The following is a 12141-nucleotide window of genomic DNA, read 5'->3' on the forward strand; positions in this document are numbered from 1 at the left end:
GGGCCGCCGCCCGGCAACGACGATCCACCCGAACACCCAGGAGGACACCCATGGCCCAGTTGCTGGCGGTGGTCGGAGGCGCGGACCTCTCGACCCATGCCGTCCTCGCCCTCGAGGCACTGCGCAAGGCGGCGGGGCGGCGCAATCAGCCGATCGCCCTTGAGCTGCGCGGTGCGGGCAGTGGCCAGCCCCTGCCCGAGGAGGCGATCCGCACGGCGAGCGCGGTGCTGCTGGTCGGCTCGGGCGATCTCGGCGAGGGACGCTTCGGCGCCCTGAGCCGAGCCCGCGCCGCGATCGAGGACGTGCTCGCCGACGCGGGCGCCGTGCTCGACCGCGCGGCGGCCGCAGCCGGGGCGGCGCCGGCTGCGGACCGGCCCAAGCGCATCGTGGCGATCACCTCCTGCCCCACCGGCATCGCCCACACCTTCATGGCGGCCGAGGGCCTTCAGGCCGCGGCGGCAGCGCTCGGCCATGCGGTCCGCGTCGAGACCCAGGGCTCGGTCGGCGCGCGCGACACCCTGACGGCCGACGAGATCGCGGCGGCCGACCTCGTGCTGATCGCCGCCGACACCGGCGTCGACCGGGCGCGGTTCGCGGGCAAGCGCGTCTACGCCGCCAGCACCAAGGCGGCGATCCGGGACGGCCGCGGCCTGATCGCCACCGCGCTCGCCGAGGCGCAGGTGCAGGACGCGGAGGGCGCGAGCCCGGACGCGGCCGAGGGGCCCGCGCGGCCCGCCGCCGCCGAGGGGCAGGCCGGGGCCTACAAGCACCTGATGACGGGCGTCTCCTTCATGCTGCCCTTCGTGGTGGCGGGCGGTCTCCTGATCGCCCTGGCCTTCGCGGTCGGCGGCATCGACGCGATGGCGCCCGGGCAGGCGGGGACGCTGGGCTTCGCGCTCGGCGAGATCGGTGCCAAGGCCGCCTTCGCGCTGATCGTGCCGGCGCTCGCGGGCTACATCGCCTACTCGATCGCCGACCGGCCCGGCATCGCCCCCGGCATGGTCGGCGGCATGCTCGCGACCCATCTCCAGGCGGGCTTCCTCGGCGGCATAGCGGCGGGCTTCATCGCCGGCTACGTCGCCCGCGTCCTCAGCGCCCGGATCCGGCTGCCGCGCAATCTCGAGGGGCTGAAGCCCGTTCTGATCCTGCCGCTGCTGGCCACCGCGATCACCGGCCTGCTGATGATCTACGTGGTCGGCGTGCCGGTGGCGGCGGTGCTGGCGGCGCTGACCGGTTGGCTTAAGGGCATGCAGGGCGCGAGCGCCCTCGTCCTCGGGCTCATCCTCGGCGGCATGATGGCCGTCGATATGGGGGGCCCGATCAACAAGGCCGCCTACGCCTCCGCCGCGGCCCTGCTCTCCTCCGGCGTCGACGCCCCGATGGCTGCGGTGATGCTCGGCGGCATGACGCCGCCCCTCGGCCTCGCGCTGGCCACCCGGCTGTTCCCGTCCCGCTTCACCCGGCCCGAGCGAGAGGCCGGTGCCGCCGCCGCGGTCCTCGGCGCCGCCTTCATCACCGAGGGCGCGATCCCCTTCGCGGCCGCCGACCCCCTGCGCGTCATCCCCGCGATGGTCGCTGGCTCGGCGACCGCGGGCGCCATCGCGCTCGGCCTCGGGGTGACCCTGAAAGTGCCCCATGGCGGCCTGTTCGTGCTGCCGATCCCCAACGCGGTGACGAACCTCCCTGGCGCGATCCTGGCGCTGACGGTCGGGACCGCGATCACGGCGCTCGCCGTGGGCGTGCTGAAAAAGCGGACGACGTGATCGGCCTAGACTGAATTTTCGCGACGCATCTCCGCTCGTACAAACGAAAATTCAAACACTACTGCCCAACAACCTCGTTCTGTGGCGCCATAGTGCCGCGGATGGCTGGGTTTTTGGCTCCAGTCGGCGCAGATATACTTGGATATCTCCTTCGAAGCTGCTGCTCGGCACCTCAAGATAGGGTGGGCGGCTGGGTTCGAACAGCGAAGATCCATCCACGACCGGGCGCGGAGCCTCCCGCCCCGCTCATCCATCGAGCCGGCGCAAGACCGGTCATTCGGCGACACGCAATCTTGGGGGACGGGACATGAAGGGCTACGGGGCGATTCTCGCTGCGCTCGGTTTCTGGGCGGTCGGCGGATGGGAAGCGCAGGCGCAGGGCGCGCCGGACGCTGGTCCCGGCCTCACGTCGCTGACCCGTGCGACGCGGCCGGCCCGGCGCCGGGTGGCGGCGCCCGCGGACGGCCAGGGCATCGACGGGGCCACCAGCGCGGCGGGCGCCGCCGACACCCTCGGCCAGACCGCAACGCCCCCGACCCTGCCGCCCGGTGTGTTCGATCTCGGCAACGGCCTCAGCCTGATCGCCAACTATACCGGCCAATTCGCCGCCAACCCCGTCGGCGGCATCCGCCAGGGCACGGCCTATGCGGGCCAGTTCTTCTTCGGCATCGACGCCGATCTCGGCCGGATCGCGGGCATCGACGGCGGTGCGGTCCACGTGGCGGTGACCAACCGTCACGGCCGCAACCTCGCCAGCGACGCGATCGGCAACAACACCTCGGTGCAGGAGATCTTCGGCGGCGGCCAGACCACCCGCCTCACCCTGCTCGCCTACCAGCAGAAGCTCTTCGACGGCCGCCTCGACATCGAGGCCGGGCGCCTCGTGGCCAACATCGCCTTCCTGAACTCGCCGATCTACTGCAACTTCCAATCGAATTCCGCCTGCGGCAACCCGACCTTCGTGTTCAAGACCTCGAACTTCACCTTCTGGCCGGTCTCGAGCTGGGGGGCGCACGCCAAGGCCTGGATCACCGACCGGGTCTTCGTCCATGCCGGCGCCTACGAGGTGAACCCGCTTCACCAGCAGCCCGGCGACAACGGGCTGGATTTCTCGACGCAGGGCGCGACCGGCGCGATCGTGCCGGTGGAGATCGGGTATTCCACGACCTTCGCCAACGATGCCCTGCCGCGCAACTACGGCATCGGCGGCTGGTACGACGCCTCCGCATATGCCGACCCGGTGCGCGACGCGACCGGCCGCGCCGCCGTGCTCACCGGCTTGGCCCCTGCCGGCCGCTTCGGGCGCTCCGGGATCTATGCCCGCTTCGACCAGATGGTGTGGCGCCCCGACCCCGCGGCGATCCAGGGCCTCACCCTGTTCGGCGTGGCGATGGCCGGCACCTCGGGCCGGCTGGTGGAGGATTACTTCCTGGAGATCGGCGCTCTCCAGACCGGCACCTTCGCGGGCCGGCCCTACGACACCCTGGGCTTCGTCATCAACACGCAGCGCTTCAGCCCGCTGGCCCTCGCCAACATCACCCTGGCGCAGAGCACGCTGGGCCTGAGCCGGTCCCTTCCGAGCCAGCAGGTGATGATGGAGCTGAACTACGGCATCCAGGTCGGCCCGGCGATCCGGCTCACGCCGAACCTGCAATACATCGTCAACCCGGACCAGACCCGGTTCCCGCTCTACGCCAAGAACATCCCCGACGCCTTCGTGATCGGCGCCAAGCTCTCGGTCGATCTCTTCACCCTGGCGGGTCTCGCCCGCGGCCCCGAAAGCCCGTGAACGGCCATCCGTCAGGATGATCGGTCCCGAGAAATCGTGCCTCAGTGGCGAGGCGTCGCGGGCCGCGTGCCTTGATCCAGATCAAGCCCGCGCGATCTCGGCCGTATGACGTCCTCCGCCGCCCCGCCCGACCTCCTCGTCTGCCTGCATTTCCTCGGCGGCAGCGCCCGGGAATGGGACGCCCTCGCCCGCCGCCTCGACGGCACGGTCCGATGCCTGCCCCTCGACCTGCCGGGGTTCGGCGACGCCGCGGGCACGCGGGGCTACGACGTCACGGCGATGGCCGACCACGTCGCGCAAGCGATCCGGGCCGAGGCGCCCCGCCGCTTCGCTCTCGCCGGCCACAGTATGGGCGCCAAGGTCGCGCTCGCGCTCGCACGCCGGGCCGAGGACGGCGACCCGGACCTCGCCGGGCTCAGCCACCTCGTCCTCGTCGCCGGCTCCCCGCCGAGCCCCGAGCCGATGGACGAAACGCGCCGGGCCGCGATGCTCGCCTGGATCGACGCCGATCCCGAGACGCGGGCCCGCGAGGCGCGGGCCTTCATCCGCCAGAACGTCGGCGCGCCGCTCGCCTCCGACGTCGAAGAGGCTGCGGTCGCCGACGTGCTTCGCGCCGCGCCCGCCGCTTGGCGCGCTTGGCTCCAGGGCGGCGCGAACGAGGATTGGTGCCTGCGGATCGGCGTGCTGCGTACCCCCGCGCTGATCCTGGCCGGCTCCGAGGATGCCGACCTCGGCCCCTCGGGCCAGGCCGCCCTGATGGCCCCCCACCTCGCCCATTGTCGCACGATCGTCCTCGACGGCGCCGGGCACCTCCTGCCCCTGGAGCGGCCGGACGCCCTCGCCGCCCACGTCTCCGAGCACCTCGCCGCCGCCGCGCCGCAGGTCCCGGCACCGGCCGCGATCCCGCCTCGCTACGCCGCGCTCATCGCCTCCGACCGGGTCAACCCGCGCCTGCGCGCAGCCCTGACGGAGCGGGCGAAGCCCGACGACCCGGCAGCGCCCGCCCAGGCTCTCGACGCGGTGGAACTTGCCCTGCTCCGCGCGGTCATCGCCCGGGTGGTGCCCGAGGCCGGCTTCGACATCGCGGCGCGCCTCGACGCGCGCCTCGCCACCGGGGCCGGCGACGGCTGGCGCTTCGCGGCGCTGCCGCCCGATGCCGAGACCTACCGTGCGGGCCTGCGCACCCTCGACGCCGCGGCTCGCGCCACGGGCGAGGCCTTTCTCGCCCGCGACGGCGCCGGCCGGGACGCGCTGCTGCGCGCGGCCCAGGCCGGCGACCTCGCCGTCCCCGCCGGCGCCGGGGGGCGCCTCGACGCCGAGCGGATGGTGCTGTGGTTCGAGGACCTGCGCGCCGATGCGGTACGCGCCTACCTCGCCCACCCGGCGACGCTCGCCCGCCTCGGCTTCTCGGGGATCGGCGCGGGCGGCACGGGGGACCCGGACGGGGACGGGCTGGCGCGCGGCCTGCCGGGCTTCGCCATGGGCGTGACGGCCGAGGATTGGGAGCCGGAGGCCGAGATGGCGGCGGGCGCGGAGCAGGGCCGATGAATCTCGATGCGATGCGCCGCCATGCTGGCGAGGACGTGGTCGACGCGGTGGTGATCGGCACCGGCGCGGGGGGCGCCCCGGTGCTCGCCCGCCTCGCGGCGGCGGGGCTGCGGGTCGTCGCCCTGGAGGCCGGCCCGAACTTCCGGCCCGCCGACTTCGCCTTCGACGAGACGCTGGCCGACGAGATCTACTGGACGGACGAGCGCCTCAGCGGCGGCACCACGCCGGAGGCGTTCGGGGCCAACAACAGCGGCACCGGCGTCGGCGGCTCGACGCTGCACTGGGGCGCCTTCGTCCCCCGTCCGGATCCGCGCGACCTCGCCCTGCACACCGAGACCGGCGAGGGCTGCGACTGGCCGCTCACCCTCGCGGAGCTGGTGCCGTTCTACGAGCGGGTCGAGCGCTTCATCGGCGTCTCCGGGGCGCCGGACTACCCCTGGGATCCCGCGCGGCGCTACCCGCTGCCGCCCGTCCCCCGCAACGGTCCCGCCGCCATCATGGCGGGGGCCTGCGACCGGCTGGGCCTGCGCGCCACCGACGCGCCCGCCGCCGTGGTCTCGCGCGCCTTCGAGCAGGAGGGCGGTCCCGCCCGCGAGGCCTGCATCAATTGCGGCTATTGCCACCAGGGCTGCCGCAACGGCGCCAAGACCAGCATGGACGTCACCTACCTCCCCTACGCGGTCCGGCACGGCGCCGAGATCCGGCCGGAATGCGTCGCGCACGGGCTGGAGCGGGGCCCGGACGGGCGCATCAAGGCGGTGATCTATCGCCGGGGCGAGAGCGACCACCGGCAGCGCTGCCGGGCGGTCTTCCTCTGCGCCGGCGCCGTCGAGACGCCGCGCCTCCTGCTGAACCTCGGCCTCGCCAACGGCAGCGGCATGGTCGGGCGCAACTACATGGGCCACGTGGCGACCCAGGTCTGGGGCCGGTTTCCCGAGCCCGTCCGGATGAACCGGGGCTACCCGTCCTCGCTCATCACCGAGGACATGGTTCGCCCGGCGGATGCCGACTTCGCGGGCGGCTACCTGATCCAGAGCCTGGGCGTGCAGCCGCTGACGCTCGCCAACGCGGTGGCCCGCACCCGCGGGCTCTGGGGGCCGGCGCTCCATGCCTGCCTCGACGATTACAATCATCTCGCGGGCATCGGCATCAACGGCGAGACGCTGCCCTGCGACGAGAACCGCCTGACGCTCGCCGACGAGACCGACGCGCTCGGCTTGCGCAAGGCCCATATCAGCTTCGGCTACAGCGAGAACGAGCGTCGCCTGAACGTGCACGCGACCAAGCTGATGCGGGCGCTCTGGCAGGAGGCGGGCGCCGCCGACATCTGGGTGCTGGAGCGCGTCGCCCACACCATCGGCACCTGCCGGATGGGCCGCGACGGGGATGCGGCCGTGGTCGATCCCCACGGCCGCAGCTTCGACCTCCCCAACCTCTGGATCAGCGACGGCTCGACCTTCCCGAGCTCGCTCGCGGCCAATCCCGCGCTCACCATCATGGCGCTGGCGCTGCGCTCGGCGGAGGCGTTCCTGGCGGAGGGGTGACGCGACGGCCGCCCCGTCAGGCCGCCTCCCGGAGATCCGCGAGCGAGCGCCGTTGCCGGCCCTCCGCGTCGAAATTCTCCGGCGCCAGCCACGCGTCGAGGCCGGCGCGCACCCGCGGCCACTCGGCATCGGTGACCGAGAACCACGCGGTGTCCCGCGAGCGGCCCTTCACCACGACGGCGTTGCGGAAGACACCCTCGAAGGTGAAGCCGAGGCGGAGGGCCGCCGCGCGGGAGGGAGCGTTGAGGCTGTCGCATTTCCACTCGTAGCGGCGGTAGCCGAGGTCGAAGGCGCGGGCCATCATCAGGGCCATCGCCTCGGTTGCGGCCGGACGGCGCGCCAGCGCCGGCCCGAAATGGATGTGGCCGACCTCGATTGCCCCGTTCCCGGGATCGATGCGCAGGTACGACGCGATCCCCAGCGCCCGCTCGCTCCTTGGTGCGCAGATCGCGAAGAACAGCGGGTCCGGCCGGAGCGCGGCCGCGGCAAGGTCCGCCCGGTAGGCCTCCGGGTCTTCGGGTAGCTCGCCGTACAGGTAGGTCCAGCCGCTGCGGTCCGGCGCGGCCGCGTAGGCGGCGTGGAGGTCCGCCGCGTGCTTGTCAGCATCGAGAGGTTCGAGCCGGCAGGTCCGGCCGAGCATCGGGGTGCGGGGCGGCATCGGCGGCGGGTGCCAATCGGGCAAGGCGGGTCCGACGGGCTGTCCGAAAGCGTTGCGGCGCGCGCTCATCGCAGCGGGCACCCGCCGACGAGGGACGCGACCGGATCGGCCGGCCCGTGCTCGGCACGGCGGCCCGCAACCACGCCGGCGCGGTCGGGCTCGGGCCGGTTCTGGCTCATCTTCCACTTGCCTTCGATGCGGGTGATCGCGATCTCGATCCCGACGATGGCGCGGAGCTGCGCCGCCGTGAACGGCTCCGGCGCGTCCGCCACCGCCCAGGGCTCGGCGCGGCTCCCCTCGTGCGCGGCCGTGAGATCGTCGACCTGACGCCGCAGCCAGGCCGCGTCGTCGATCACCCGCGGTCGGCCCCAGGCATGGACGGTGGCATAGTTCCAAGTCGGCACGACGCGGCCGGTCTCGCGCTTCGTCGCATACCAGGACGGGCTGACGTAGCCCGCAGGGCCCTGGAACACCGCGAGGCACTCCGCCGCGGCCTCTAGGGCGCGCCAGTGCGGGTTCGCCCGCGCCACGTGCGCGCGCAGCACGCCGTGCTCGCCGCCCGTATCGATGAGAAACGGCACCGGGTCCGCGAGCAGGCCGTCGGCGCCGGCGCTGACGAGCAGCCCGAGCGGGTAGGCGCGGATCAGCCCGTGCAGGGCCTCGCGGGATTCCTCGCGAAAGTGGGGCGGCTGGTACACGGCTCGGCTCGGGCTCCGGGTTTCGACCGGATCCAGGCTTGACCCGGAACCGGTCCGGTCGAAAGATCCATTTCTGGATCTCGGACTGGACCGCTTTGCCGGAGTTCCTCGACCACCGCGCCCGTGGACCCCTACCGCTGGCCCTCAGCCTCGACCCGGCCTCGGCCGTGCCCCTGCACGCGCAACTGCGCGACGCCCTGCGCGCGGCGATCCTGGCCCGGCAGCTCCGCCCGGGGGCGCGGATTCCGGCGTCGCGGGTCTTGGCGGCCGATCTCGGCTGCGCGCGTGGGACGGTGCTGCTGGCGCTCGAACAACTCGCGGCGGAGGGCTACCTCGTCGCACGGCCGGGCTCGGGCACCCGCGTCTCCGACCGGTTGCCGGAGGATGTGGCGGTCGGGGCCTCGGCGCCGGTCGCGGATCGGGAGCGGCCGGCACCGATCCTGTCGCGGCGCGGCGCCGCCTTGGCCGCCGAGGTGCCGCGCGCCTATCTGGCGCCGCCCGGGGCGCCGGATGCCTTCGCGCTTGGCCGGCCCGCCCTCGACGCCTTTCCGTTCGACGTCTTTGCCAAGCTCCTGCAGCAGGACTGGCGCTCGGGCTCGGCCGGCGCGCTGCATCCACTCGGGATGCCGACGCTTCGGCGCGCGGTGGCGGCCTATCTCTCGGCGGCGCGCGGCGTCGCCTGCTCGGAGGAGGCGGTGATCGTCACCGGCGGCATCCGGCAAAGCCTGCGCCTGCTCGCGCGCCTTCTCCTCGATCCGGGCGAGGCGGCCTGGGTGGAGGAGCCGGGCTTTCCGGGCATCGCCGTGGCGCTGGCCGAGGCGGGCCTGCGCCCGGTACCGGTCCCGGTCGGATCCGGAGGCTTCGCGGTCGCGCGGGCCCGCGCCCTGGCCCAGGAGGCTCGGCTCGCCGTCGTCACGCCGGCCCACCATTACCCGCTCGGCCATGCCATGACGCTGGACCGCCGCCTCGCTCTTCTCGCCTGGGCCGAGGAGACGGACGGCTGGATCGTGGAGGACGATTACGACGGCGCCTACCGCTATGCCGGGCGCCCGCTCGCGCCCCTGCGCAGTCTCGATCGCGCCGGCCGGGTGATCTACGTCGGCAGCTTCTCGAAGGTGCTGCTGCCGGCTCTGCAGCTCAGCTATCTCGTGCTGCCGCCCGGCCTCAGCGGGCCCGTGGCGCGGGCGGTCGCGGCGAGCGGGCCGCCGCCGCCGAGCCTCGGCCAGGGCGCGCTCGCGCGCTTCATCGAGGAGGGCCATCTCGCGGCGCATCTGCGCCGGACACGCCGGCTCTACGGCCTTCGCCAGGAGGCTCTGGTCACAGCCGCACGCGATCAGGCCGACGTCGTCGCCGTGGAGCCTCTGGAGGGCGGGATGCATCTCGTCGCGCGGCCGGGACCACGCTGGAGGCCGACCCTGACCGATGCAGCAGCGGCGGCGGCCTGCGCGCGAGTCGGCATCGCGGCGGTGGCGCTCTCGGCCTACCACGCCACACCGGCCGCGGAGAACGGCCTCCTCCTGGGCTACGCCGCCGTGCCGGAGCGTGCGATCGGTCCGGCGGTCGCCCGCATGGCCGCGGCGATCCGCGGCGCCCTGGTTTGAGGGCGCTGCGGCCGCGGGATCAGGCCGGCGGCGTCAGCACCAGCTTGCCGGTGAAGGGCTCGGCCCGGTTCGTCGCGCTCGTGCAGGCGAAGCTGTGATCGCCCGCGCCGAGCGTGCGAAGGCGGAGCGTGCCCTGGCCGTTCTGCTTGATGAGATAGCCCTTCTCGCTCGCCACGTGGACGAGGTCGCCATCGGCGTGCAGGACGTGCGCGTTCTCGAACTGCCCCGGCGCGGTGATCGTCACGGGCGCACTCATATGGCTGACGACGTGGAGGGCCACGTTGGTGTCCGCCGGCAGCCGCAGTTCGGCCGGCGCGCAGACGGGCTTCCCGCCCTCGTCGGTGATCGTCAGCTCGACCGGCGGCATCACGTCGGAGGCGGGGGGCGACAGGGGTTTCGACGGTGGTTTGTCCTCCGCCAGGGCCGCGCCCCCGCCGATCAGCAGTGCCGCCATCAGACCGGCCCGTACCATGCCCTGTCGCATCCTGCGTTTCTCCCTGCCCATCGCGTGGTGTTCGACTATCCGCGGGACAGTGCGAGGGCGGGCTGCCCGGTTCCCGCACGCGACAGGGCGCCGCGCGGGACCGGATCAGGCGAGCGCGACGATGATGCGGCGATCGCCCGCGCGTCGGGTGAAGCCGACCGCATCGAGATGCTCGAGCAGCGGAATCGAGAACTTGCGCGAGATGCCGAGCGCTGCGCCGGCCTCGCGGGCGAGAAAGCCAGTCTCTGCCGTTGCCGCGTTGGGGAAGGCTCGGGCGAGGCGGGCGCGGGCGTCCAGGATCGCGTCCTTATGGAAGAGCACGGCCCTGCGCTGGACCCGGTCGACGGCGCGAATCACCGTTCCGGCGCCGATCAGATAGGTCAGGGCCTCGCGGCGGCGCACGTCGCGACCGACGACGTCGGCCTCATCCGGTGGCGACAGGCCGGCGCGGCGGAACAGGGCCTCAAGCCGGCGCACCGTTTCTGTCTCGTTGCGGGCCGGGTCGAAGTCGGCGCGCCGGTAGAGGGCGCCGGTTTGCGCGACCTCGTCGCTCGCGACCAGATCGCGCAGGGCCGCAGCCGCGATGCCTTCATCGAGGACCAGCAGCCGCACGAGCCGCTCGACGGCGAGGCCGTGCTCCATCGGCCGCTCGTGGTGATGGCGCCCGATCGTCGCCAGCAGGCTGTCCCGGAGTGCGGCGAAGGCGGGCGCTCCGAGGATGCGGTCGCCGATCTCGCGCGCGCCGATCTCGGCCAGCACAGGCCGAACCCGTTCAGGCGCCGCGCCGACGAGGCGGGCGAGTTCAAGCGGACTCGCTCCGGCTGCGCCGGCCTGGCCGAGACGGGCGCCGAGGATCCGGGCGGGGTCGCCCGACGCGATGGCCGCGAGGTCGGCCAGCACTCGTGGATCGTTGCGCCTGCGCCGCCGGCTCGCCGGATCGAGCACGCGTCCGCCGGCCACCGTCACGGGCGGCGCGTCGAGCCGCAGGATGAAGGGCTCGCGCGCCGGCACCGCGATGTCCGCCTCGGTGTGCAGCTGCGCCTGCGCGGTGACCCCCGGCTCCAGCGCCTCGCGGTCGAGGAGGCGCAGCCGGGCGGCGACCTCGGTCGTGCCGAACAGGAGGCGGCAGGCCGCGCCGCCGGGCAACGCCGCCTCCGCGCTCGAGGCCGCCGTGAGGGAGACGTCGATCCAGCGGCTCGGCACCAGCCTGCCGGGGGCGCAGAGTGCCTGACCCCGGCCGATGTCGCTGAGCCCGATGCCGCGCAGCGCTACCGCCGTGCGCCGGCCCGGCTCCGCGGTGTCGACGGCGCGGCCGTGGATCTGCAGGCCTCGCACCGTCACCGATTGGCCGCCGGGCATGATGGTCAGATCGTCGCCGACCGTGAGCGCCCCGCGCCGAAGGGTGCCGGTGACCACGGTGCCGAAGCCCGGCCGCGTGAACACCCGGTCGACCGGCAGGTAGGGGAAGCCGTCATCGGCGCGCGCAGGCGTCTCGGCCAGCAGGGCCGCCAGCGCGGCCTTCAGGTCGCCGAGGCCGGCACCCGAGACCGTCGAGGTCGCGACGACCTCCGGGTGGTCCAGCCCCGCCCGCGCGGCGGCGGCCGAGATCTCGGCCTTGCGGGCAGCGAGCGCATCGGCGGGGACGAGATCGGATTTCGTCAGCGCCACCACGCCGCGGCGGACACCGATCAGGCGGGCGATCTCGAGGTGCTCAACCGTCTGCGGCTTGATGCCCTCGTTCGCGTCGACCGCGAGCAGGACCGCCCGCATCCCGGTGGCGCCCGAGATCATCGCCCGCACGAAGCGCTCGTGCCCCGGCAGGTCGACGAGGTCGATCTCGCCGGATCCGTCCTCGGGGCGCAGGAGCGCGAAGCCCGGCACGATGGAGACGCCGCGCGCCCGTTCTTCTTTCAGCCGGTCCGTCTCGATGCCGGTGAGCGCCCGCACCAGCGCGGTCTTGCCATGATCGACGTGGCCGATCACGCCGACGAGGAGGCTCTTCATCACGCTGCCGACGACCTGACCCGGGCCGCCCGGCGGCGCCGCGCACGCCTGA

At 73.7% G+C, this 12141-nt stretch carries 9 protein-coding genes; 5 read left to right on the top strand and 4 right to left on the bottom strand.

The window, feature by feature from the left end; all coding sequences use genetic code 11:
• The first annotated feature begins 50 nt into the window (after window positions 1-50).
• The 4 genes from ACS5RC_RS10440 (at window position 51) to ACS5RC_RS10455 (ending at window position 6644) form a co-directional block, all read left to right on the top strand.
• The gene (locus tag ACS5RC_RS10440; protein WP_478343783.1) at window positions 51-1763 is read left to right on the top strand and encodes a fructose-specific PTS transporter subunit EIIC; all 1713 of its coding nucleotides are present in this window, start codon (window positions 51-53) and stop codon (window positions 1761-1763) included.
• A gap of 307 nt (window positions 1764-2070) precedes the next feature.
• The gene (locus ACS5RC_RS10445) at window positions 2071-3552 is read left to right on the top strand and encodes a carbohydrate porin (protein ID WP_478343784.1); all 1482 of its coding nucleotides are present in this window, start codon (window positions 2071-2073) and stop codon (window positions 3550-3552) included.
• Window positions 3553-3657: 105 nt separating this feature from the next.
• A complete protein-coding gene (locus ACS5RC_RS10450; RefSeq protein ID WP_478343785.1) occupies window positions 3658-5100 on the top strand; it encodes an alpha/beta hydrolase in 1443 nt (480 codons plus the stop codon).
• The gene (locus ACS5RC_RS10455) at window positions 5097-6644 is read left to right on the top strand and encodes a GMC family oxidoreductase (protein WP_478343786.1); all 1548 of its coding nucleotides are present in this window, start codon (window positions 5097-5099) and stop codon (window positions 6642-6644) included. The genes ACS5RC_RS10450 and ACS5RC_RS10455 overlap by 4 nt, the downstream gene beginning before the upstream one ends.
• 16 nt (window positions 6645-6660) lie before the next feature.
• Here ACS5RC_RS10455 and ACS5RC_RS10460 read toward each other — a convergent pair whose 3' ends face one another.
• The gene (locus ACS5RC_RS10460) at window positions 6661-7371 is read right to left on the bottom strand and encodes a GNAT family N-acetyltransferase (protein ID WP_478343787.1); all 711 of its coding nucleotides are present in this window, start codon (window positions 7369-7371) and stop codon (window positions 6661-6663) included.
• The gene (locus ACS5RC_RS10465; protein ID WP_478343788.1) at window positions 7368-8000 is read right to left on the bottom strand and encodes an FMN-binding negative transcriptional regulator; all 633 of its coding nucleotides are present in this window, start codon (window positions 7998-8000) and stop codon (window positions 7368-7370) included. Before ACS5RC_RS10465 ends, ACS5RC_RS10460 begins: the two co-directional genes overlap by 4 nt.
• A gap of 38 nt (window positions 8001-8038) precedes the next feature.
• On the opposite strand from ACS5RC_RS10465, the gene pdxR reads away from it, so the two are divergent.
• On the top strand, window positions 8039-9601 hold the full coding sequence (gene pdxR / locus ACS5RC_RS10470; RefSeq protein WP_478343789.1) for a MocR-like pyridoxine biosynthesis transcription factor PdxR: 1563 nt from the start codon (window positions 8039-8041) through the stop codon (window positions 9599-9601).
• Between the two features lie 19 nt (window positions 9602-9620).
• Here the strand turns inward: pdxR and ACS5RC_RS10475 are convergent, their stop codons facing one another.
• The gene (locus tag ACS5RC_RS10475; protein ID WP_478343790.1) at window positions 9621-10073 is read right to left on the bottom strand and encodes an anaerobic typically selenocysteine-containing protein; all 453 of its coding nucleotides are present in this window, start codon (window positions 10071-10073) and stop codon (window positions 9621-9623) included.
• A 117-nt stretch (window positions 10074-10190) separates the two neighbouring features.
• Entirely contained in the window at window positions 10191-12089 is a 1899-nt protein-coding gene (gene selB / locus ACS5RC_RS10480) for a selenocysteine-specific translation elongation factor (protein WP_478343791.1), read from the bottom strand.
• Window positions 12090-12141: the final 52 nt, after the last annotated feature.

It is taken from the genome of Methylobacterium sp. HJ2, assembly GCF_056431005.1.